This is a genomic window from Variovorax sp. Varisp41 (assembly GCF_047325085.1).
Classification (GTDB): Bacteria; Pseudomonadota; Gammaproteobacteria; order Burkholderiales; family Burkholderiaceae_C; genus Variovorax.
Map to the genome: position 1 here is coordinate 621,696 of NZ_CP168541.1, position 21,660 is coordinate 643,355.

Here is a 21,660-nt window from a genome sequence, read left to right on the forward strand (position 1 = left end):
AGCGAATCGAAGAACGAACGAAGGAGACAAGCGATGAATGCATGGAAGAACACGCTGGCGCGCCTGCTCGCGGCCGCGCTGCCGCTTGCGCTGGCCATGGGCCCCGCGGCCGCGCAGCAGGACTACCCGAACAAGCCGATCCGCCTGATCGTGCCCTTCACGCCGGGCGGCGTGACCGACACCGGCGCGCGCGTGGTAGCCGACAAGCTCGGTGCGCGCCTGGGCCAGAGCGTGGTGGTCGACAACCGGCCCGGCGCCTCGGGCAACATCGGCACGCAGATGGTGGCGACCGCGGCGCCCGACGGCTACACGCTGCTGCTGGGCTTCGACGGCACGCTGGTCATCAACCCGCACGTCTATGCCAAGGTGCCGTTCGACACCCTCAAGGACTTCGTGCCGGTCAGCAAGATCGGCGACGCGGTGCTGATCATCGTCGTGCACCCCTCGGTGCCCGCGAAGACGCTGTCCGAACTGGTGGCCTATTCGAAGACCAACCCGGGCGGCGTATCCTACGGCAGCGCGGGCACCGGCAGCACGCCGCACCTGGCCGGCGAGCTGCTCAAGGCCCGTACCGGCGCGAACTTCGTGCACGTGCCCTACAAGGGCGGCGGCCAGTCGATGACCGACCTCGTCGGCGGCTCGCTGCCGATGCTCTACACCGCGGTGGCCGGTGCCTATCCCTTCGTGCAGAAGGGCCAGATCCGCCCGATCGCCGTGTCGAGCGCGCAGCGGCTGGCCTCGCTGCCCGAGGTGCCCACGGTCGCCGAATCGGGCGTGCCGGGCTTCGAGTCGAGCTCGTGGATCGGCATCCTCGCGCCCGCGAAGACGCCGCAGCCCATCGTCGAGCGGCTGCAGCGCGAGCTGCATGCGGTGGTGCAGTCGCCCGAGGTGCGAGAGCGGCTCGCGTCGCTGGGCATCTCGGCGCTGGGCAACACGCCCGCGGAGTTCGGCCAGCAGATCCGCGCCGACCTCGCGAAATACGACCAGATCGTGAAGGCGGCCAAGGTGCGGGTCGACTGACGTCGGGCGCGCGGCGCGCCACCGCACAATGCACGCGCACGCATCCTCGTGCGACCGCCGCCGCCCCATGAACCCGATCGAGATCCGCGCCCTGCCCGCGCATGCCCTGCTCGCCCGCTACGAGGGCACGGGTGCCTACACCGACTGCCACACGCTCGCCGTCGACGGCCGCGTGCCACTGGCCGCCTACGTCGAGGCCTTCTACACCTCGCCGGCCTTCAAGCCCGAGCGCTGGCTGCTCGGCATCGTGCTCGGACGGCGCGCGAACGACGGCGACGCCGCCGCGCTGGCCGCGGGCCATGTCGAGACCTTCTCGGCCTGGCGCGTCGAGGCGCGCGCGGCCGACCAGATCGTGCTGGCAACCGGGCGCACGCGCAGCTGGCTCATGGTGGCGCCGCGCGCGGACGGCGCGGCACCGCGGACCACGCTGTTCTTCGGCTCGGCCGTCCTGCCGCGCGCGAAGGGCGGGCTCGGCTGGACGATCGATGCGCTGACGGGCTTCCACAAGCTCTACTCGCGCGTGCTATTGCGCGCCGCCGCGAAACGCGTCGCGGCTAGGTCAGGTACCTGATCACGAGCAAGGTCACCTCGTCGGTGAAGGCCTTCACCTTGCGGTTCGCGAGCAGCGCGGGGTTGTGCAGCACGGCCTCGTGCGCGAGCGTCTCGACCGAGGAGACGCAGACGAAGGCCGCGAGATCGAGGTCGAGCGTGCGCAGCTCGGCGCGGTGAGCCTCGAGGTAGGCCCGCACCAGTTCGCGCACCTCGCGGTCGAAACCCTCCACCTCCGCCAGCCGGCCGATGCGCGGAATCTGCTCGACCAGCACGCGGTGCAGCTCGGGGTCGACGCGGTGCGCGTCGATCATCAACGCGACCAGTTCACGCACACCCTGCTCGAGCGGCATGCCCGCGACCCGCACCAGCGCGCGACGCAGCACTTCCATCATGTCGTTCTTGTGCCGCTCGATGACCGCGGCCACCAGCGCCTCCTTGGTCGGGAAGTACTGGTAGAGCGAGCCGATGCTGGCGCCGGCCTCGGCCGCGATGCGGTTGGTGCTCGCGCGCTCGAAGCCCTCGCGCACCAGAACGCGAGCAGTGGCCTCGATCAGCGCGTCGACGGTCGCGCGCGAACGCTCCTGCGAGGCCTTCTTTCTCGGGTGGACGACGGGTGCGCGGGCCATGGCGTTCCTCGAATGCGAGTAGACATTGTGAGCAATTGCTCGGATTATCGATCGCAACGCAGCGAAGCGGAACACCCAGGAATCCAGGAGATGGCCATGAACAAGACCCTGCGCCCGGCGCGCGACTTCACCCCCGCGGTGCCGGTGCTCGGCGCCTACGACCCCATCGTGTCGCTGTTCACGCGCGAGCGGCACTGGCGCTCGGCCCTGCTGGCGCAGCTCGCGCCGCGGCCTTCCGACGTGATCGCCGACGTGGGCTGCGGCACCGGCTCCTTCCTCGCGCTGCTCGGCCATTCGGGGTCGACGCCTCGGCTGATCGGCATCGACCCCGACGAGCGCATCCTCGAGCGCGCCCGCGCCAAGCTCGCCGCCACCGGCGTGCGCTGCGAACTGCACTGTGGCTACCTGCGCGACGCGGCCGCGCTGCTGTGGCCGCTGCAGCCGACCAAGATCGTGACCAGCCTGGTGCTGCACCAGGTGCCGCTGGCGGAAAAGCGCGCGGGCCTCGCGGCCATCCACGCGGCGCTGGTGCCGGGCGGCGAGCTGCACATCGCCGACTACGGCCTGCAGCGCACCCGGGCCATGCGAACGCTGTTCAGGCTGGTGCAGTGCGTCGACGGCTTCGCCGACACCCAGCCCAATGCCGACGGCATCGTGCCGCGTTTGATGCAGGAAGCGGGCTTCGCCGAGGTCGAGGAGACCGCGGTGATCCCGACGCTGACGGGGTCGATCTCGCTCTATCGCGGCAGGCGCCGAGCCGCCAGCCACTCGCGCGGCGACACGCCCAGCTTCTGCGCGAACACGCGCGACAGCGCCGAGGCATTGGCATAACCGAGCGCGTCGGCGATGGTCTTCACCGAGGCGCCGCCACGCAGTTGCGCCTGCGCGATGCTGAGCCGCCAGAGCGCGAGGTAGTCGGCGGGCGTGGTGCCCACCACCTCGCGGAAGCGCTGCGCGAAGGCGCTGCGCGACAAACCCGCCTCGCGCGCCATCTGCTCGAGCGGCCAGGGCTCGCCGGGCCGCTCGTGCAGGCCGACCAGCACGCGCGCGAGCCGCGGATCGCCGAGCCCCGTCAGCAGGCCCGGCGGCAGTTCGCTGTGTTCCGGATGATCGAGCAGCCAGCGCAGCAGCTGGATCAGCACCACCTCGAACAGGCGGTCGGCCAGCAGCCGGTGGCCGCACTGCACGCGCAGGGTCTCGGAGAACAGCAGCGCCAGCGACTGCTCGAGCCCCTCGACCTCGCGCAGCGGAAGGCGGATCAGCGGCGGCAGCGCGCGCGCCAGCGGATGCGTCTCGCCGCCATCGAAATCCAGCGTCGCGCAGACGAAGTCCGAGCCTTCGACGGGCGCGTTGTGGAAGTGGTGCGTCAGCGGGCGCGGATAGAACAGCAGGCTCGGCTCCTTCACGACCAGCTTGCGCGGCGCGCCGCTGCGCGCGGCATGCGTGACCACCATCTCGCCGCGGCGCAGCACGTGCAGGAAGCCGCGCCCCGGCTCGGCCGCGAAGCTGGTGGTGCCGCACAGCGGGCCGTTGTGGAACAGGTGCGCCCGCACGCGGAAGCGCTCGAGCAGCGAGGACAGCCTGTCGATGGGAGGTGGCGCGGCCATTCGGACGAAAAGATATGTTTGGCGGATAAAACGATCCGAATGATACGAGGATCACCAGCAAACTTCCTTCACCGACACAACCCCTTGAAAGGAAAGCACCATGTCCCGTATCCCCCTCGTCTCCCCCGCCGAAGCCACCGGCGACACCCAGGCCCTGCTCTCGCAGATCCACGGCGCCTTCGGTGCCACGCCCAACATGTTCCGCGCCGTCGCCAACTCGCCGGCCGCGCTGCAAAGCCTGTGGGGATCGTTCGGCGCGCTCGGCGGCGGCGTGATTCCCGCGCAGCTCGGCGAGAAGATCGCGGTGGCGATCGCCGACCGCAATGCCTGCCACTACTGCCTGGCCGCGCACACGGCGCTGGGCCGCAAGGCCGGCGCCTCGTCGGCCGAGATGACCGCCGCACAGCACGGCGAGTCCGCCGACCCGCAGACCGCCGCCGCGCTGCGCTTCGCGCTCGCGGTGGTCGAGCAGCGCGGCCGGATCGACGCCGCCGAGGTGCAGGCGCTGCGCGACGCGGGCTTCGACGACCGGCAGATCGTCGAACTGCTGGCGCACGTGGCCTTGAACCTGTTCACGAACTATGTGAATGTCGCCCTCGACGTGCCCGTCGATTTCCCGGGCGTGAAGCTGCGCGCGGCCGCCTGAGCGGCGGCGCCGGGCCCTGCCATCTCATTGGAGCCAACACCATGTCGAGAATCCATCCCCCGGCGCCCGAACTGCAGGTCGATCGCTGGCTCAACACCGAGGCCCCCGTCACGCTCGAATCGCTGCGCGGCAAGGTCGTGGTGCTGCATGCCTTCCAGATGCTGTGCCCGGCCTGCGCCACGCACGGCCTGCCGCAGGCCAAGAAGACGCGGCAGCTGTTCGCCGCGAAGGACGTCGCGGTGATCGGGCTGCACTCGGTGTTCGAACACCACGCGGTCATGACGCCCGCGGCGCTCGAGGCCTTCGTGCGCGAGTACCGTTATGTCTTCCCGATCGGCATCGACCGGCCCTCGCCCGGCAGCAGCATTCCGCAGACCATGCGCGCCTACCAGTTCCAGGGCACGCCGAGCGTGGTGCTAATCGACAGGCAGGGGCGGCTGCGGCTGAGCCACTTCGGACTGCTCGATGACATGTCGCTGGGCGCGGCCATCGGGCAGCTCGCGGCCGAGGAGTTCGCCGCGCCGCTGGTCGCGGATGCGGTGCGTGCAGAGGAGGCGGCCCCCGGCGATGGCTGCGGCGACACCGGCTGCGCGGCTCGCTGAGCTTGCGCCTAAAGGCTTCAGGCCCGACTCGCGCACACTCTTGCATTACCCCCATTGGCCGATGGTCAGGCCCGTGCCGCGCCGCCACAATGACCGAGGCGCACGCCACGCCCGCGGCCTCGTCGGAGCAGAACATCCGAATCCAACACACCGACACGCGCCGCGGGATCCCACTCCGCTCCACGTCAAGGAAAGCTTTCAGATGTACTTCGAGAACAAGACCGCCTGGGTGACCGGCGCTTCCTCCGGCATCGGCGAGGCACTCGCGCTCGCGCTGCTCGAGCGCGGCGCGCGCGTGATCGCCTCCGGCCGCCGCCCCGAGCCGCTGGCCGCTCTCGCGGCGCGCGCCCCCGAACGCGTGCTGGTACTGCCCTTCGAGGCCACCGACTACGACGCCCTGCCGGCCATCGTCGAGCGCGCCGCCGCCTGGCAGGGCCGGATCGACGTGCTGATCAACAATGCCGGCATCGCCCAGCGCAGCCTCGCCATCGACACCGATCTCGCCGTCTATCGCCGCCTGATCGAGGTCGACTACCTCGCCCCCGTCGCCCTCACGCAGCTCGTGCTGCCGCGCATGGCCGAGCGCCGCGGCGGCCACATCGCCGTGATCGGCTCGGTGGCCGGCAAGGTCGGCGCGCCGCTGCGCACCGGCTACAGCGGTGCCAAGCATGCGGTGCAGGGCTACTTCGATGCCCTGCGCGCCGAGGTCGAGCAGGCCTACGGCATCCGAGTGAGCGTCGCGCTGCCGGGCTCGGTGCGCACCGCGGTGTCGATCAATGCGCTGGGCGCCGACGGCAGTGCCCGCGGCCGTTCCGACGCGAACATCGACCAGGGCATGGAGCCCGCCGTCGCGGCCGGCCTGCTGCTCGATGGCATGGCTTCGGGCCAGCGCGAGATCGAGATCGCGGCCGGGCTGGAAGCGGCCGCGCTGCAACTGCGCCGCCACGATCCCAACCGCCTGTTCGACATGGCCGCGCAGGAGGGCGCGCGGCTCGCGGCACAGCGCGAGCAGCAGGGGGCGGGGGCGAGCTTCGATCCGGCGGATGTGCGGGCGGCGGGGACTTATGGGCAGGATGCCTTGAAGGCGGCTTGAGCGTTGCTGGTCTGGGCAGACGTGCCGCCGCGGGCTCGGCGCGAGGTCGTTGCAGAATGCGGTCCGACTCCACTCGCGGGCGTGGAGTTCGCGCTCTCGCGCGGCTTTGCATGAACCCCGAAGAAAGCATCGAATGACCGAGACCCTGCGCCAGCTCTACCCCCCGATCGAACCCTACGAGAGCGGCATGCTCGACGTGGGCGACGGCCACCGCATCCGCTACGAGCGCGTGGGCACGCCCGGCGCCAAACCCGCCGTGTTCCTGCACGGCGGCCCCGGCGGCGGCATCTCGCCCGAGCACCGGCGGCTGTTCGATCCCGCGCGCTACGACCTGCTGCTGTTCGACCAGCGCGGCTGCGGCCTCTCGGAGCCGCATGCGGGCCTCGAGGCCAACACCACCTGGCACCTGGTGGCCGACATCGAGCGCCTGCGCGAACTGGTGGGCGCCGAGCGCTGGCTGGTGTTCGGCGGTTCGTGGGGTTCGACGCTGGCGCTGGCCTATGCGCAGAAGCACCCCGAGCGCGTGAGCGAGCTGGTGCTGCGCGGCATCTACACCGTCACGCGCGCCGAGCTCGACTGGTACTACCAGTTCGGCGTGTCGGAGATGTTCCCCGACCGATGGGAGCAGTTCCAGGCCCCGATCCCCGAGGCCGAGCGCGGCGACATGATCGCGGCCTACCGCAAGCGGCTGACCGGCGACGACCTGGTGGCCCGGATCGAGGCCGCGCGCGCCTGGAGCGTCTGGGAGGGTCAGACCATCACGCTGCTGCCGAGCCCCGCGCTCGCGGCCTCGCATGCCGACGACCATTTCGCGCTGGCCTTCGCGCGGCTGGAGAACCACTACTTCGTGCACGACGCGTGGCTCGAGGACGGCCAGCTGCTGCGCGACGCGCACCGGCTGCATGGCATCCCGGGCGTGATCGTGCACGGCCGCTACGACATGCCCTGCCCCGCGCGCTACGCCTGGGCCCTGCACAAGGCCTGGCCCGAGGCGGAGTTCCATCTGATCGAGGGAGCCGGGCATGCGTATTCGGAGCCCGGGATCCTCGATCGCTTGCTGCGGGCGACGGATGGGTTTGCCGGGCGCTGAAGCGTGAATCTCTCGAGCACTGAGCGGCAAGCCCTCGATGCATATCTGGCGCGCATCCAAGACCATGATCTGCCGGGCACGGCACTGCTTCCCGACGCGGAGATCGTTCGCTGGAGCCTGGCGCTGCGTTTTCACCCGATGCTGCGACGCCTCGGCGGCCTGGTGCTCGACGATGCACGGACAAGCAACCATCACGTGCTGCTGACCGCACCACCGCTCGCCGGCGCGGTCCTGTACCTGGCTCATGACGGCGACTCGCGCGTGGTGTTCGCCGACATCGAGGCCTTTCTGGACGCGGCCCGACGCGCCGATGCCGAAGATCGAGATGTCGAGGACCTCCATCCTTCGGTCTCTCCGCTCGCCGGCGACCAGGCAGGCGTGGGCACGTTCATCCGTTCGCTGCTTGCATCCCCGGACGACGAGGATGCGGCCATCGCCTTCATTCCATCGCTGGACCTGCGCGATACCGCGCTGCTGCGCGAACTCGCCTCGCACGAGAACTTCTTCGTGGCGGAAGCGCTCGCGATGGAGATCGCGAAGCGTCCGGCCGAAGCGCTGCGCGGGATCGCCGGGATGTGCGCGGCGCATTCGCATCCGCAGGCGGCGAATGCGGGCCAGCGGGCCGTGGCCGCGGTGGAGCGGTGGACGCGAAACGGACAGCGCTAGGATCGGCGCCATCCACACACATCATCCCGCCGTCGATGCGCGACTTCCTCTACTACTCGCTGATGCTCCTGCTGGGCTTCGCCTGGTACCGCTTCGGTCAGAAACTGCTTGCGAAAGGCAACCGCGACGAGAACGACGAGCTCACCAAGGGCTTCGTCGGGCCGATCGGCTTCCTCGTGGCGGGTGGCATCGCGTGCTACCTCCTCGTCGCCACCTTGCGCGCGCTGGTCCGGGGCGAGGTGCCCTGCATCGGCAAGGGCTGCGCGGGGCAGGTGTACACGCTGGCGATGCATGCGGGCGAGTACTGGTCGAACGTCTTCTACATGGCGTGGCTGGTGCTGGCGCTGGGGTATGCGTTGTATGTGACGTTCAAGATCTGGTTCCGGGTCTGAGGCTTCCGGCGCGCATCCACACCGCGCCGAAGAGCAACGAGGCACCCGCTCACGCGGGGTGCGACAACCGCTCGCAGTGCTCGACCAGCAGTTCGGTCAGCACGCGTATCTTCCTGGCCGGATGCTGGCCCGGCGGCCGGATGACGTAGGCACCCGCGGGCGGCGGTGGATAGCGCGTCATGACCGGCACCAGCGCGCCGGCGGCGATGTACTCGTGCGTGAGCCAGTCCGGCACATAGGCGATGCCGAGGCCCGCCACCGCGGCCGCGACCAGTGCCGTGCCGTTGTCGGCCTTGAATCGGCCCTGCGGTCGGACCGTGATGATCCGGTCGCCATCCCTCAGTTGCCAGGCCTCGGTGCCCTGCATCAGCGCTTCATGGGCACCGAGTTCGTCCGGCGTCTCGGGCGACCCGTGCGTGTTGATGTAGTCCGGGCTCGCCACGAGCTTGCCGTAGATCGGGCCGACGCTCCTCGCGATGAGGTTGGAGTCCTCGAGATAGCCGACCCGGATCGCGCAGTCGAAGCCTTCGGCGATGAGGTCGACGAACCTGTCGCTGTAGCAGGTCTGGATGTGGAGCTGCGGATGGCGCTTCGCCATCTCGGCGAGCATGGGCGCGAAGTGGGTCGGGCCGAAGCTCAACGGCACCGCGATCCTCAGGCGCCCGCGAAGCTCGCCCGCGGGCAGGATCGCCTCCATGGCCGTGTCGATGTCGATGCAGACCTTGGCCGCATGGTCGCGGAAGGTGCTGCCCGCTTCCGTGAGCGCGGCACCGCGCGTGGATCGCGCGAGCAGTTGGACACCCAGTTCCGCTTCGAGCCGAAGCAGCCGCCGGCTCACCATCGACTTGGAGATGCCCATCCGCACGGCGGCCGGTGAAACCCCTCCCGCGCTGGCCACTTCGACGAATGTACGCAGGTCCTCGATGTCCAAGCTGGCGTTCCTCCAATCGCGACACAGTTCGCCGAAAGATGGTACTACCGGGCGAAGAGATGGATCGCAATACTCCCTGCGGACGACATCGCCACGAGCGAATCCGTCGTCTCGAAACCCCTCCCGCAACAGCGGCAACACAGGAACCAGCCATGACTTCTCGCAACGGCCTCTCTTCGCTTCTTCGTCCCGAAGACTCGGTCCTCGTCCTGATCGACCATCAGCCCTACCAGCTCGCGAACCTCAACTCGCACGAACCGCAGATGGTCATCAACAACACCGTCGGCCTCGCGAAGGCCGCCAAGGCCTTCGGTGTGCCCACCATCCTGACGAGCGTGATCGCCGAGCGCGGCGGCCTGCTCTTTCCCCAACTCACCGAGGTCTTTCCCGGGCAGGAGGTCATCGACCGCACCTTCATCAACACCTGGCAGGACAAGGTGGTGGTCGACGCGGTCAAGGCCACGGGGCGCAAGCAACTGATCATCGCGGGCCTGTGGACCGAGGTCTGCGTCGCGATGCCGACGATCCAGGCACTCGGCGAAGGCTGGGACGTCACCGTGGTCACCGATGCGTCCGGCGGCGTCTCGGTCGAGGCGCACCATGTCGCGATCCAGCGCATGATCGCGGCCGGCGCGAACATGCTCACCTGGCTCGCGGTCGCCTCGGAATGGCAGCGCGACTGGGCACGCACCGACAGCGCCGCCGCATTGACCCAGGTGATCACGCAGCACGCGGGAGGCAGCGGCATCGCCTACCTGTGGGAGCAGCAGTTGCTCAAGACCCCCGTGCCCGCCGACGCGGCATGACGATGGACAGGAAGGCGTGAAGGGCCTTCATCCGCGCGTCATGCCGTGCGCCAGTTCGGCGTCCTCGCCAGCGCGCGGAAGATGGCGGCCGCGTCCTCGCCCGGCGTTTCGTAGAGATCGAGCACCTGCCCCGTGACGAGGCCATGGAAGAGGGTCTCGAGGCGCTTGTCCCATTTCAGCAGCGCCATCGACCAGGCCGGAAAGAAGCGCGCCGGGATGCCCACGAGCTCCAGCAAGCGCGGCGACTGGTGGCGCCTGTCGCGCTCGATCGCGGCATAGAGCGCGCGCACCTCGCGTTCCTCGCCCTCCAGGTACTGCATGTAGGCGCCGTCGAGGAAGCACAGCGCGCCGGTGATGCCGAACCGCGGGTTTCGGGTGCGCGATGTGTGGAGGATGCTCGAGAAATCACCGGGATGCGGTGACGGTGCGCGGCTTGCGTAGATCAAACGTACCAGCATGCGCAAATCCTAAGCCATGCCGACGTCGCCCTCGTGAAGGAAAAAAGCAGGCCGCGGCACGGATGGCGCAGCGTCCCTCCAGACTTCCTCGACCCTCCCGCCTCGCCTGAAGGTCATCGCCCGCGCGAACTAATTTCGGCTTGACGAATCGGCAAGCCTCGCGCAATCTCGGCCGAGGGGAGCGACTGCGGAGAGAGGGGTTGACATGATGATTCGTGTTCGCTTGCAGCAAGCACGCCTTGCTCTTCAACGGGACACCATGGCCATGCTCGTCGTGTATGGATCCGTCGGCCTCTGGGTGGTTTTCTGGTTCGGCGACTAGCAGGGCTCCGGGGAAGTTTCGGCCGCATCGGTATATCTCGGGCGAAGGCGTTCGGATCGAACTCGTAGCGCAGGATCGCGGTCCGGGCACGGCCGAACTGCATCGGAGATCGCCCCCCCGGAATTCAGTGAGCCGATGTCGCTCGCTAAAGCGCCATCACCATCTCGTGCCAGGACATCCCTCCATGGTCCGACGGCGAAGGCCGCACGTACCCGTAGCCCTGCCGTTCATAGAGGGCCACGTGCCGCTGCTTGCACATCAGGTGGATCGTGCGCTTGCCGGCCCGCCGCATCCGCTCGACGAAGGTCTTCATCATCACGGTGGCGTATCCCCGCCCCTGGAACAGCGGATCGATGACCACCGACATGATCACGACGTTGGGCGCCTCGGCGTCGTGGCCGACCAGTTCCTTGAACGCCTCGTCGGACATCACGACCTCGTGCGCGCATCCGCTGTTGATGAAGCCGATGACCTGCCCCTCGAGTTCCATGACGAGGAAGCCCTGCGGGTACTGCGCGATGCGCGTGCGGATCTTGGCCAGGGTGGCGGCCTCGTCGCCTTCATAGGCACCGATCTCGATCGCGTAGCAGCGTTCGGCATCGGAAGAAAGGGCTTGGCGGAAAACGGGGTCTGACATGGAGAGCGGGTCGAGGCGAATGGCGAACCCGCCATGGTACGGACTCGCGCGGCGGCTCAGCGTGCCGAACGGCGATGGCGCGCGCGCAAGGTGTCGGAAGGCGACTCGCCGAATTGCGCCTTGTACTGCTGCGCGAGACGGCTCAGGTGAAAGAAGCCATGGGCGAACGCGATGTCAGTCACCGTATCGTCGTCCTCCCCGTCCAGCAAACGCTCGCGCACCTGCGCCAGACGGATGCGCCGCAGGTATGCCGTCGGCGTGATGCCGCGGTGCGCCTGGAACGCGAGCTGCAAGGCACGCACGCCGACGCCCAGCGAAGCGGCGATGTCGGACACCGTCAGCGACAGGTCCGCGATGCGGTCGTGAATGAACGACTCGGCCAGGGTCGCGAGGCGCGCCGGCCGCGACGCCGGCCGCTCTCCGCGCATCCAGCCGGTGTAGTTGTGCGGATGCCCGTGGAGCAGCGACATGAGGACGAACTGCTCGAGCGACCGATAGGCCGGCGCCGGCAGCGCCGCGGGCAGGGTATCGACCAGGTCCCACACGCCGGACCATGAACGCTCGAGCGCCGACGTGAACGGCACCGGATCGAACTTCAATCCATCGTCGAGCGGACGGCCGACGAGGCTGGCGCAGCAAGCCTCCAAGGCGGCCGTGTCGGGCCGGAAGGTGATCTGCTCGAAGCTGGCGCCGAAATCGAAACGGGTGGGCCGGCCGGCCGACACGGGGATCGTCGTGCCGGCCCGCCAGGTGGCGCTGCGGTTGCCCTGGGAGACGGTGCCTTCGCCGGCGGTGCAGCGCATGAACAGGAACAGGCCGGGGAATTCGCCCGCGTCGACTTCCACGCGCGCACCGTAGGCCAACTGGACCAGCGCCAGCGGCCGTGCCTCGGTCGCGCTCAACCGCGTGTCCAGGGCCCTGGCCCGGCGATCCAGGTGGAGTTCGTGCGGGCAGTACACGGCGCCCACGGCGTGGATCGCTTCGTCGAGATCATGGGTTCGATAGTGCATGGTCGCCCCTTCCACGGACTGCGTGGTGGCTCGTGCGCACCGCGGCCGCGCGAGCATTCTAGGGGTGCGTTCCCCGCATGGAAACGCGATGCGGGAACGCCCGGAGGCCTCTTCCTGCGCATCGCGGATAGCGCTTCGCATTCCGGATCGCGGCGCGCCGCTTCTTCCTCAAGACTGGCGCCAGCCGAGCCGACCGAGCCAACCGGGCCGGTCGCGCTTCCATCCATCCATGCAGAGGAATCCCCTGATGAGCTCGATCCAAGACCTCGGTCTTTCCGAAACCTACGGTGCCTTCATCGACAACGCGTTCCAGCCGGTCGACGGCCCCACCTTCGCGGCCCTGCATTCCGGCACGGGCGAGCAGATCGCCCGCATTGCCCGTTGCGGCGCGGCCGAGGTCGATGCGGCCGTGCAGGCCGCCGCCAAGGCCTTCCCGGCCTGGCGCGCCACCGCGCCCGAGGAACGCTCGGCCCTGCTGCTGAAACTGGCGGCGGCCGTGGAGGCCGATCAGCAGCGCCTCGCAAGCATCGATTCGGTCGACATCGGGCGGCGCCTCTTCGAGACCGGCCTCGATCATCAGTTCGCGATCTCGCAGTACCGCTACTTCGCGGCCGCGGCCATCACGCACGAGGGATTCGGCCGCCCGATTCCCGGCGGCTACATGGTCGCCCGCCGCGAGCCCTACGGCGTGTGCGGCCAGATCATTCCGTGGAACGTGCCCGCGATCATGGCGGCCTTCAAGATCGCGCCCGCGATCGCGGCCGGCAACACGGTGGTGCTGAAGCCCGACGAGAACGCCTCGCTCAGCACGCTGGAGCTGTGCAGGCACATCGCGAAGATCTTTCCGCCGGGCGTCATCAACATCGTGCCCGGCTTCGGCGAGGAAGCAGGCGCCGCCTTGACCGCGCACCCCGGCGTGGCGAAGCTGGCCTTCACGGGCAGCAGCGAGGTCGGCCGGATCATCTCGCGCGCCGGTGCCGAGCGGCTGGTGCCCGTGTCGCTGGAACTGGGCGGCAAGAGCCCGAACATCATCTTTCCCGACATCGAGGACATCGACGCGGTGGTCGACAACGCGATGTTCGCGACCCTGTACTGCAACGGCCAGTCCTGCCTCGCGGGCACCCGGCTGTTCGTGCACGACGCGGTCTACGACGCCGTGATGGACCGCCTCGTCGCCGGGATGGAGCGCGTCAAGGTCGGAGCGGCGCTCGCGCCCGACACCGTGCTCTCGAACCTCGTGTCGCCCGAGCAGGGCGAGCGCGTGATGAACTACATCGGCATCGGCAAGGCCGAAGGCGCGCGGCTGATGACCGGCGGCCAGCGCATCGCCGTCGAAGGGCAGGCCCACGGCCATTTCATCGCGCCGACGGTGTTCGAGGCCGACAACCACATGCGCATCGCGCAGGAAGAGATCTTCGGCCCGGTGCTCAGCGTGATCCGCTGGAAGGACCACGACCGGATGATCGAGGAGGCCAACGGCGTGCGCTACGGCCTGGCCGCCGGCCTCTACACCAGCAACCTGCGCAACGCCTGGGACACGGCCGAACGGCTGCAGGCCGGCTCGGTGTGGATCAACCACTACTTCAACCTCGCGAGCGGCTCGCCCTTCGGCGGCTTCAAGGAGAGCGGGATCGGCAGCGAGTACTGCCACGAGACGCTCAACATGTACACCCACCTCAAGGCCGTGACGATCCAGACGCGAGTGGCCGCGCCCTGGTTCGCACCCAAGGCCTGAGCACGCGACACGCAGCCCTTCGCCCTCCCCTCATCCCCATCACCTGAAGAGGTCATCCCATGCAGATCACAGCCGCCGTCATGCGCGAGAAGGGTGGCAAGTTCACCCTCGAGGACATCGAGCTGGAGCCGCCGCGCGACGACGAAGTGCTCATCCGCATGAAGAGCTGCGGCGTCTGCCACACCGACACCCTGCCCCGCGACCAGGTGGTGCCCGCGCCCTTCCCCGCGGTGTACGGCCACGAGGGCGCGGGCATCGTCGAGCAGGTCGGCAGCCGCGTGAGCAAGCTCCAGCCCGGCGATCACGTCGTGATGAGCTGCAACTCCTGCGGCCACTGCGACACCTGCCAGACCGGCAAGCCCATGTACTGCCGGCACTTCTTCAAGGCCAACTTCGGCTTCGCGCGCATGGACGGAACGCCCACCATGCACAAGGGCAGCGACGTCGTGCACGGTGCCTTCTTCAACCAGTCCTCGTTCGCGACCTACGCCCTGGGCACCGAGCGCAGCGTGGTGAAGATCCCGTCCGATGTGCCGCTCGAGATCATGGGCCCGCTGGGCTGCGGCGTGCAGACCGGCGCGGGCGCGGTCATCAATTCGCTGCGCCCGCAGGCCGGCGATTCGATCGCCATCTACGGCGCGGGATCGGTCGGCCTCTCGGCCCTGCTCGCGGCCAACGTGACCGGCTGCGCGATCCGCATCTGCGTCGACCCGAACGAGGCGCGCCTGCAGTTCGCGCTCGAGCTCGGCGCCACCCATGTGATCAACCCGCGAACCACCGACCCGGTGCGGCGCATCCAGGAGATCACCGGCGGTGGCGGAACCCAGTTCTCGCTCGAGACCTCGGGCAATCTCACGGCCCTGCGCCAGGCCGTCGACTCGATCCAGATCATGGGCGAGTGCGGCATGATCGGCGCGCCCGCATTCGGCAGCGAGATCGGCCTCGACACCTGGGGCCTTCTGCTGGGCCGCAAGATCCGCGGCATCTGCGAGGGCGACTCGGTGCCGGACCTGTTCATCCCGAAGCTGGTCGAGCTGTATCGGCAGGGGCGTTTCCCCTTCGACAGGCTGATCCGGTTCTATGCCTTCGATCAGATCAACGAGGCGGTGGAAGACGGCGAGCAGGGCCGGACCATCAAGGCCGTGCTGCGCTTTCCCGACTGAACGACGCGCCCGGCCCTCAGGTCCGATCCGCCGCCCGCTCCGTCTCCTCGAGAAAGCGCAGCAGGCCCTCGATCTCCGTGGACTTGTCGAACACCGCATCGGCGCCCAGCAGCATCGCGCGCTCGCGCATGTCGGGCGTCGCGAAGTTCGAGAAGATCACCATGCGCTGGCGCGGCAGGCGGTCCTTGCAGCCCATGAGCACGCCGAAGCCGGTGCCGTGGCGCAGGAAGAGATCGACCACGGCCACGTCCCATTGGCCGTCGGCATCGTGCAGCCAGGCCACGGCCTCGGCCTGGGTTTCGGCCGTGCCCACCATGTGCACGGGCGCGAGCTCTTCCAGTGTCGCGATCAGGCTGTCGCGGATCAGGGGGTTGTCCTCTACGAGGTAACCGTTCAGGCTCATGGTGTCTTCGCCATCGTGTGGACCCTTGGCCCTCAGAGCGCGAACGACCGGCGCAACCGCTCGCCCGCGAAGGCCTGCGCGTCCCGCGCCTTCTCGAGCACCGCCGCGGCGCCGAAGAACTCGTGCGCCACGCCTTCGTACTCCTTGCGCGCGATCTCCACGCCCGCGTCGATCAGCGCGCTCTCTAGCCTCGCGCCGTCGCTGCGCAGCGGATCGAGCCGAGCATTGACGATGGTGACGGGCGCCAGCCCGGCCAGCGGCGCATCGACCAGCGACAGCCGCGGGTCGTCGAGGTCCTGCTCGCTGCGCGTCACATGGGTGAAGAACCAGTCCATCATCGCGCGGTTGAGCGGCTTGGCGATGGCGTTCTCGAGGTAGGACTCGGTGTTGCGGCTGGTCTGCGTGACGGGATAGACCGACAGCACATGGCGTGGCGCGCTGAGGCCGGCATCACGCGCGGCGATCGCGGTCGCCACCGCGAGATTGCCGCCAGCCGATTCGCCCGCGAGCGCGAGGCGCGAAGCATCGCCGCCGAGCGAGGCCGCATTCTCGATCAGCCAACGATAGGCCGCCAGCGCGTCGTCCCACGCGGCCGGAAACTTGTGCTCGGGCGCGAGCCGGTAGTCGACCGACAGCACCATCGCCTGCGCGGCCGCGGCGAGCCCGCGCGCGCCACCGTCGTACACCTGTCGGTTCGCGATCACCCAGCCGCCGCCATGGAAGTACAGCACGACGGGAAAGGGCCCCTGCCCCGCGGGCGTGTAGAGCGTGGCCGCCAGCGGGCCGGTGGCGCCATCGACCGTGAGTTCGCGCGTGGTCACGCCGGGCACCAGCGCCTCGGGCACGGCCGAACGGTTCTGCTGCTCGAGCACCTTCTTCACGGCATCGGCCGGCGTGGGCTGACGGCGCGCCTCCTGCGGCGTGAGCTTCTCGATCGCCTGGGGCTCCAGCGCGTCATGGGCCTTCGCCACCGCGATCTGGTCGTCGTCCGCGCGCAGCGCCGCCACGACGTTGGACACCGCATTGAGAAGAGGGTTGGGCTTCTTGTCGTCGCTCACCGGTTGCTCCTGGGGCTGAAGAGGGAAGAGGTTGAGCAACTTGTACGACGCAGGCACCCCGGGGGGCTTGTCGGACGTGGGCGCGCCAGGGCGTGAGGCTTCGAAACCCCTCGCCCCGCCGCGTGCCCCGCGCGGGTCGAATTCAGCGCGCCGGAACTGCGAGCCCGAGCAGACCCAGCGCCTGCCGGTGCGTGCCCGATGCCGGGTCCGCGAGATCGGCCAGCACGCTCATGTGGTTCCGATGCGCGGGCCGCTCGGCGCCCACCACCACGCGGCGGCCCCAGGCCTTGGCGATCAGCTCGGCCTGGCGATGGAACTCCTCGCTCTCGTCGCCGCCGACCACCGTCACCAGCGTGCCCTGTTTCGGCGCGGGCATCGCGGCCGGGCTCAGTCGAAGCGCCGAGGCTTCGGTCAGCCCGATGTCGGCCGCGAGGAAGGGCGCGTGCCGCAAGGGCTCGAGCTCGTAGACGCCCGAGATCGGCAGTGCCGACTTGACGAGGTCGCGCGGCAGGTCGGGCCCGACCCGTTGCCAGTCGCAGGCCAGCAGCATGGTGGCGAGATGGCCGCCGGCCGAATGGCCCGCGACGACGATGCGCGCGGGATCGCCGCCATGCGCCGCGACGTTGCGATGCACCCAGGCCAGCGCCTGCGTCATCTGCCGCGCGATGTGCTCGATGTCGACCGCGGGGCACAGCGCGTAGTTGAGCTGCACGAAGGTGGCGCCGGCATCGGCCAGCGGCGGCGCGAGGAAGGCATGGTCACGCTTGTCGAGCGCGCGCCAGTAGCCACCATGGATGTAGACGAAGACCGGCGCCTTCCCGGCACCCGATGCGGCCGGCAGGATGTCGAGCCGCTCGCTCTCGTCGTCGCCGTAGGCCAGATCGCGAATCCATTCGGGTCGCCGCAGCGCCTGCGCCGACGCATCGGCCCAGTACTTCAGGATCGACGGGTGTTCGGGAATGCGCGCACGGTTGTTGTACTGCGCATCGAACCATTCGGGCGCCGGCGGCGGTGTCGACGCCGCGGCCGCCTCGGCCGCCGCACGCTTCGCCGCCGAGTCGCGCAGCGCCGCATCGACCAGCGCATCGGCCATCCACAGCGCGGTGCGCTCGACCTCGCGGTCCTCGAGGCCCCAGATGTCCTTGAGCACCACGTAGGGCTCGATGCCGTAGACGATCGAGAGGGCATGGTGCAAGCGGTCGCGCATGCGCGGGTTCAAGAGCGGCGACATCGGCTCGAGCGCATGCTCGAGGATGCGCACGCGATGGCCGCGCCGGTACGGTTCCTCGGCCAGCAGGCCCGCGCGCTCGAGGCCCCACTGCTCGAGCGAGAGCTGCGCCGCGGCGCGCATCGGTGCCTCGAATTCCTTGAAGCGCGGGAAGGTCTGGCAGAACAGCTCGTGCAGCCGCTCGCGGCCGTTCGGGTTGTCCGACGCCATCTGGCGCACCGGGCCCAGCGAGCTGTCGACCACCGCGGTGACGAGCGCGCTGCGGCTCGGGAAGTAGCGGTAGGCGGTCGCGCGCGACACGTTCGAATGCGCCGCCGCCTCGGCCACCGAGGGGATGTGGCCCTTCAATCGAATGATGTCCATCGCGGCCTGCAGCAGCTGGCGGAAGGTGGCGGCGCGAACGCCGCGTTCCGGCGCGCGCGGCGCCTCGCTCGGGGTGTGCTTGAGTCTTGCCATCGGGTTTGTACGGGGATGGGAAATGCGGAAGTCGTCTTGTGGAGATGGTGACACGGCTCGTATGATCCGCGCACCCAGATTTGAGACTCACGTCTCAAAAATGCCGAATGACTTCCGGAGCCACCGGGGCGATCGCAGCGCGACGACCCCGGGGCCATATGGAGACAAAGTCGATGCGCTTCGCAAGCTGGAGTTGGGGTGGCCGCAACCATGCGGGCACGATCTCGGCCGACGGCCGGGAAGCCACGCCGTTGGCGGTGGGCGACGCCTCGCGCGGCGTGCTGCCGCTGATCGAGGCGCTGGCACGCAACGAGCCGCTGCCGCAGCCCTCGGGCACGCGGCTGCCGGTCGAGGTGATCACCCTGCGCGCCCCGCTGCCGCGCCCGCTGCGCGGCCTGTTCTGCGTCGGGCGCAACTACCGCGCGCATGCGGCCGAACTCGCGGGCTCGGTGTTCCGCAGCAGCATGCCCGAGAGCGATCCGTGGCCGATCGTCTTCGGCAAGCTCGGCGAATGCGTGATCGGTCCGCGCGATCCGGTGCGGCTGCCGCGCTCCTCGGTGTCGGTGCAGATCGACTACGAATCCGAACTCGCGGTGATCATCGGCCGCGGCGGGCGCGACATCCCGCGCTCGCAGGCGATGGAGCACGTGTTCGGCTACACCATCGTCAACGACGTCACGGCGCGCGACGTGCAGATGCGCCACCAGCAGTGGGACCTCGGCAAGAGCTTCGACACCTTCTGCCCGATGGGCCCGTGGATCGTGACGGCCGACGAGGTGGACGGCCGCGCCACGCGCGTGCGCGGCTGGGTCAACGGCGCACTGCGCCAGGACGGCCTGACGCGCGACATGATCTTCGACATCCCGACGCTGATCGAGACCTGCTCGCGCGGCATCACGCTGCATCCGGGCGACGTGATCGCCACCGGCACGCCCTCGGGCGTGGGCATGGGCCTGAACCCGCCGCAATGGCTGGGCCGGGGCGACACGGTGCGCATCGAGATCGACGGCATCGGCGTCATCGAGAACCGCTTCGAGGCCCTGCCATGAGCTTCCAGTTCATCGACCGCATCGCGGTGGAGGACGAGGGCGAAGGCCCGGTGGTCGTCTGCGTGCATGGCCTGGGCGGCAGCTCGAACACCTACACGCCGCTGATGCCCGCGCTGGCGCGCCATCGCGTGGTGCGCATCGACCTGCCCGGCAGCGGCCGTTCGCAGCGCGCCGAAGGGCCGCTCACGATCGAGCGCTACGTAGCGACCGTGCTCTCGGTCTGCGAACGCCTGGGCATCCAGCGCGCGCACTGGGTCGGCCATTCGATGGGCACCATCGTCTGCCAGCACATCGCCGCGGCGCATCCCAAGTGCGTCGCGAGCCTCGCGCTGTTCGGCCCGCTGATCGCGCCGCCCGACGCCGCACGCACCGCGATGAAGGCCCGCGCCGACAAGGCGCGCGGCGGCGCGGCGGGCATGCACGAGATCACGCAGGCGCTGCTGCAGGGCGCGATCTCGGCCGACACGCGCCAGCGGCTGCCGGTGGCGGTGGCCTTCGTGCGCGAGAGCCTGATGCGGCAGGAAGGCGAAGCCTATGCGCGCAGCTGCGAGGCCCTGGCCGGCGCGCAGCCCGCGGCGGTGGAGAACATCGAGGCCGCGGTGCTGCTGGTGACCGGCGACGAGGACGGCGTGGCGCCGCCGCAGGCGGTGCGCGCCATGGCCGACCGGCTGCACCGCGCCGCGAGCAAGCGCGTGGTGGTGCTGCCGAAGTGCGGCCATTGGACACCCGTCGAGCGCCCCGACGAGTGCCAGCGCGAGTTGCGCGAATTCCTGGCGGCGCAGGCGAGGAGCTGACCGTGGCCGACGTGCTGTTCACCAACGTCCGCATCTTCGACGGCGGCGGCGAGGCGCCCTTCACCGGCGACGTGCTGGTGCAGGGCAACCGCATCGCGCGCGTCGTGAAGACTTCGCACGGCGCGCGCTCCGCGCCCGTGCATGGCGCCCAGGTCATCGACGGCGCGGGCGCCTTCCTGATGCCCGGCATGGTCGAGGCCCACACGCATTTCTCGTGGAACGACCAGCCCAGCCTCGACGCGATCCAGCGCATGCCGCCCGAGGAACACATCCTGTGGTGCGCCGAGGTCGCGAAGCGCTACCTCGACATGGGCTGGACCAGTTGCGTGGGTGCCGCCACCGCCAAGCCGCGGCTCGACGTGGTGATCCGCAACGCCATCAACGACGGCACCATCGTCGGCCCGCGCTACCTGGCCGCGAGCCAGGAGATCACCGTGCCCGGCGGGCTCGGCGACACCACGCAGCCGCACCTGCCGCAGCCCGAGTTCGCCTTCGGCGCGGTGGTCAGCGGCGCCGAGGAGATGCGCCGCTGCGTGCGCATGTTCGCCAAGTACGGTGTCGATTCGCTCAAGATCAATCTCTCGGGCGAGTCGATCACCGGCATGCCCAGCGAGATGAGCCAGTTCACCGAGGAGGAGATCCGCGTCTGCGTGGAGGAGGCCAAGGCCTGGGGCAAGCGCGTGGCCGCCCATGCGCGCTCCACCTGGTCGATCAAGCAGTGCGTGAAGCACGGCATCGAGGTGATCTACCACGCGAGCTTCACCGACAACGAGGCGCTCGACCTGCTCGAGGCGCACAAGATGGAGCACTTCATCGCGCCCGGCCTCGCGTGGCTGATCAACACCTGCCACCACGCGAGCCAGTGGGGCCTGACGAAGGAAGTCACCACGAAGATGGGCTACCACCGCGAGCTCGATGCCGCGGTGGAGAGCATGCGCGCGATGCGCAAGCGCGGCATCCGCATCCTGCCCGGCGGCGACTACGGCTTCGCCTGGACGCCGCACGGCACCAATGCCAAGGACCTCGAGTACTTCGTGAAGTACGTGGGCATGAGCCCCATGGAGGCGCTGCTGTCGGCCACCGCCTGGGGCGGTCCGATGATGCGCATGGGCAAGGTGCTGGGCTACATCCGCGAGGGCTACCTGGCCGACATCCTGCTCGTCGACGGCGACCCGCTGGCCGACATCACGGTGCTGCAGGACAAGTCGCGCATCCTGGCCGTCATGAAGGACGGCGAGTTCCACCGCGCGCCGCCGCTGCGCCAGGCGCAGGGCCTGCGCGTCGCCCCTCCCACCCGCTGGGCCGCCTAGGCCTCC

Annotated in this window: 24 protein-coding genes; 15 read left to right on the forward strand and 9 right to left on the reverse strand. The window is 69.4% G+C overall.

Translation table 11 applies throughout. The features are described 5' to 3' along the window. Window positions 1-33 precede the first annotated feature (33 nt). Both ACEN9J_RS34000 and ACEN9J_RS34005 read left to right on the forward strand, forming a co-directional pair. Complete coding sequence (locus ACEN9J_RS34000) at window positions 34-1,020, forward strand: Bug family tripartite tricarboxylate transporter substrate binding protein (protein WP_057592713.1); 987 nt, start codon at window positions 34-36, stop codon at window positions 1,018-1,020. A gap of 67 nt (window positions 1,021-1,087) precedes the next feature. Then, window positions 1,088-1,591: a hypothetical protein gene (locus ACEN9J_RS34005; RefSeq protein WP_057592712.1), complete on the forward strand. Its 504-nt coding sequence runs from the start codon at window positions 1,088-1,090 to the stop codon at window positions 1,589-1,591. On the opposite strand, the gene ACEN9J_RS34010 is transcribed toward ACEN9J_RS34005, so the two are convergent. Beyond that, window positions 1,575-2,198: a TetR/AcrR family transcriptional regulator gene (locus tag ACEN9J_RS34010; RefSeq protein WP_261211196.1), complete on the reverse strand. Its 624-nt coding sequence runs from the start codon at window positions 2,196-2,198 to the stop codon at window positions 1,575-1,577. The genes ACEN9J_RS34005 and ACEN9J_RS34010 overlap by 17 nt on opposite strands. A 96-nt stretch (window positions 2,199-2,294) precedes the next feature. On the opposite strand from ACEN9J_RS34010, the gene ACEN9J_RS34015 reads away from it, so the two are divergent. After that, a complete protein-coding gene (locus tag ACEN9J_RS34015) occupies window positions 2,295-3,029 on the forward strand; it encodes a class I SAM-dependent methyltransferase (RefSeq protein WP_413765503.1) in 735 nt (244 codons plus the stop codon). On the opposite strand, the gene ACEN9J_RS34020 is transcribed toward ACEN9J_RS34015, so the two are convergent. After that, window positions 2,936-3,805 carry an AraC family transcriptional regulator gene (locus ACEN9J_RS34020; protein WP_057592710.1) on the reverse strand — a complete coding sequence of 290 codons (870 nt, stop codon included), beginning with the start codon at window positions 3,803-3,805 and terminating at the stop codon, window positions 2,936-2,938. The two genes, ACEN9J_RS34015 and ACEN9J_RS34020, sit on opposite strands and share 94 nt — an antisense overlap. A gap of 100 nt (window positions 3,806-3,905) precedes the next feature. Between ACEN9J_RS34020 and ACEN9J_RS34025 the strand changes: the two genes are divergently transcribed. The 6 genes from ACEN9J_RS34025 (at window position 3,906) to ACEN9J_RS34050 (ending at window position 8,294) form a co-directional block, all read left to right on the forward strand. Then, complete coding sequence (locus ACEN9J_RS34025; RefSeq protein ID WP_413765504.1) at window positions 3,906-4,451, forward strand: carboxymuconolactone decarboxylase family protein; 546 nt, start codon at window positions 3,906-3,908, stop codon at window positions 4,449-4,451. 41 nt (window positions 4,452-4,492) lie between these two features. Then, window positions 4,493-5,053 carry a peroxiredoxin family protein gene (locus ACEN9J_RS34030; protein ID WP_413765505.1) on the forward strand — a complete coding sequence of 187 codons (561 nt, stop codon included), beginning with the start codon at window positions 4,493-4,495 and terminating at the stop codon, window positions 5,051-5,053. Between the two features lie 202 nt (window positions 5,054-5,255). After that, entirely contained in the window at window positions 5,256-6,146 is an 891-nt protein-coding gene (locus ACEN9J_RS34035; RefSeq protein WP_413765506.1) for an SDR family NAD(P)-dependent oxidoreductase, read from the forward strand. 133 nt (window positions 6,147-6,279) lie between these two features. Continuing rightward, window positions 6,280-7,236: a prolyl aminopeptidase gene (pip, locus tag ACEN9J_RS34040; protein ID WP_413765507.1), complete on the forward strand. Its 957-nt coding sequence runs from the start codon at window positions 6,280-6,282 to the stop codon at window positions 7,234-7,236. 3 nt (window positions 7,237-7,239) lie between these two features. After that, window positions 7,240-7,902, forward strand: coding sequence for a hypothetical protein (locus ACEN9J_RS34045; protein ID WP_172705240.1), 663 nt, complete (start codon window positions 7,240-7,242; stop codon window positions 7,900-7,902). Window positions 7,903-7,937: 35 nt separating this feature from the next. Then, window positions 7,938-8,294, forward strand: a complete 357-nt coding sequence (locus ACEN9J_RS34050) for a hypothetical protein (protein WP_057592704.1) — start codon at window positions 7,938-7,940, stop codon at window positions 8,292-8,294. A gap of 49 nt (window positions 8,295-8,343) precedes the next feature. On the opposite strand, the gene ACEN9J_RS34055 is transcribed toward ACEN9J_RS34050, so the two are convergent. Continuing rightward, window positions 8,344-9,225: a LysR family transcriptional regulator gene (locus ACEN9J_RS34055; protein ID WP_413765508.1), complete on the reverse strand. Its 882-nt coding sequence runs from the start codon at window positions 9,223-9,225 to the stop codon at window positions 8,344-8,346. A gap of 152 nt (window positions 9,226-9,377) precedes the next feature. Between ACEN9J_RS34055 and ACEN9J_RS34060 the strand changes: the two genes are divergently transcribed. After that, window positions 9,378-10,031, forward strand: coding sequence for a hydrolase (locus ACEN9J_RS34060; RefSeq protein ID WP_261211184.1), 654 nt, complete (start codon window positions 9,378-9,380; stop codon window positions 10,029-10,031). 38 nt (window positions 10,032-10,069) lie between these two features. Here the strand turns inward: ACEN9J_RS34060 and ACEN9J_RS34065 are convergent, their stop codons facing one another. The 3 genes from ACEN9J_RS34065 to ACEN9J_RS34075 all read right to left on the reverse strand — a co-directional run bounded on the left by ACEN9J_RS34065 (window position 10,070) and on the right by ACEN9J_RS34075 (window position 12,458). Beyond that, window positions 10,070-10,489 (reverse strand): BLUF domain-containing protein, encoded by a 420-nt coding sequence (locus tag ACEN9J_RS34065; protein ID WP_413765509.1) that lies wholly within the window; start codon window positions 10,487-10,489, stop codon window positions 10,070-10,072. A 467-nt stretch (window positions 10,490-10,956) separates the two neighbouring features. After that, window positions 10,957-11,448, reverse strand: a complete 492-nt coding sequence (locus ACEN9J_RS34070) for a GNAT family N-acetyltransferase (RefSeq protein WP_413765510.1) — start codon at window positions 11,446-11,448, stop codon at window positions 10,957-10,959. Window positions 11,449-11,504: 56 nt separating this feature from the next. Then, a complete protein-coding gene (locus ACEN9J_RS34075) occupies window positions 11,505-12,458 on the reverse strand; it encodes an AraC family transcriptional regulator (protein WP_057598457.1) in 954 nt (317 codons plus the stop codon). A 247-nt stretch (window positions 12,459-12,705) separates the two neighbouring features. Here ACEN9J_RS34075 and ACEN9J_RS34080 point away from each other — a divergent pair, with 247 nt between their 5' ends. Both ACEN9J_RS34080 and ACEN9J_RS34085 read left to right on the forward strand, forming a co-directional pair. After that, a complete protein-coding gene (locus tag ACEN9J_RS34080) occupies window positions 12,706-14,193 on the forward strand; it encodes an aldehyde dehydrogenase family protein (RefSeq protein ID WP_413765511.1) in 1,488 nt (495 codons plus the stop codon). 59 nt (window positions 14,194-14,252) lie between these two features. Beyond that, window positions 14,253-15,356, forward strand: coding sequence for an NAD(P)-dependent alcohol dehydrogenase (locus ACEN9J_RS34085; RefSeq protein WP_057592694.1), 1,104 nt, complete (start codon window positions 14,253-14,255; stop codon window positions 15,354-15,356). 16 nt (window positions 15,357-15,372) lie between these two features. Here the strand turns inward: ACEN9J_RS34085 and ACEN9J_RS34090 are convergent, their stop codons facing one another. The 3 genes from ACEN9J_RS34090 to ACEN9J_RS34100 form a co-directional block, all read right to left on the reverse strand. After that, complete coding sequence (locus ACEN9J_RS34090) at window positions 15,373-15,759, reverse strand: response regulator (RefSeq protein WP_057592693.1); 387 nt, start codon at window positions 15,757-15,759, stop codon at window positions 15,373-15,375. Window positions 15,760-15,791: 32 nt separating this feature from the next. Then, complete coding sequence (locus tag ACEN9J_RS34095; protein WP_057592692.1) at window positions 15,792-16,817, reverse strand: alpha/beta hydrolase; 1,026 nt, start codon at window positions 16,815-16,817, stop codon at window positions 15,792-15,794. Window positions 16,818-16,959: 142 nt separating this feature from the next. After that, the gene (locus ACEN9J_RS34100) at window positions 16,960-18,501 is read right to left on the reverse strand and encodes an alpha/beta hydrolase fold domain-containing protein (protein WP_413765512.1); all 1,542 of its coding nucleotides are present in this window, start codon (window positions 18,499-18,501) and stop codon (window positions 16,960-16,962) included. Window positions 18,502-18,674: 173 nt separating this feature from the next. Between ACEN9J_RS34100 and ACEN9J_RS34105 the strand changes: the two genes are divergently transcribed. The 3 genes from ACEN9J_RS34105 to ACEN9J_RS34115 are packed head-to-tail and all read left to right on the forward strand — an operon-like array spanning window position 18,675 to window position 21,654. Continuing rightward, window positions 18,675-19,550: a fumarylacetoacetate hydrolase family protein gene (locus tag ACEN9J_RS34105; protein WP_413765513.1), complete on the forward strand. Its 876-nt coding sequence runs from the start codon at window positions 18,675-18,677 to the stop codon at window positions 19,548-19,550. Next, a complete protein-coding gene (locus ACEN9J_RS34110; protein ID WP_413765514.1) occupies window positions 19,547-20,344 on the forward strand; it encodes an alpha/beta fold hydrolase in 798 nt (265 codons plus the stop codon). Before ACEN9J_RS34105 ends, ACEN9J_RS34110 begins: the two co-directional genes overlap by 4 nt. A 2-nt stretch (window positions 20,345-20,346) precedes the next feature. Next, window positions 20,347-21,654: an amidohydrolase family protein gene (locus tag ACEN9J_RS34115; protein WP_208512426.1), complete on the forward strand. Its 1,308-nt coding sequence runs from the start codon at window positions 20,347-20,349 to the stop codon at window positions 21,652-21,654. Window positions 21,655-21,660 lie beyond the last annotated feature (6 nt).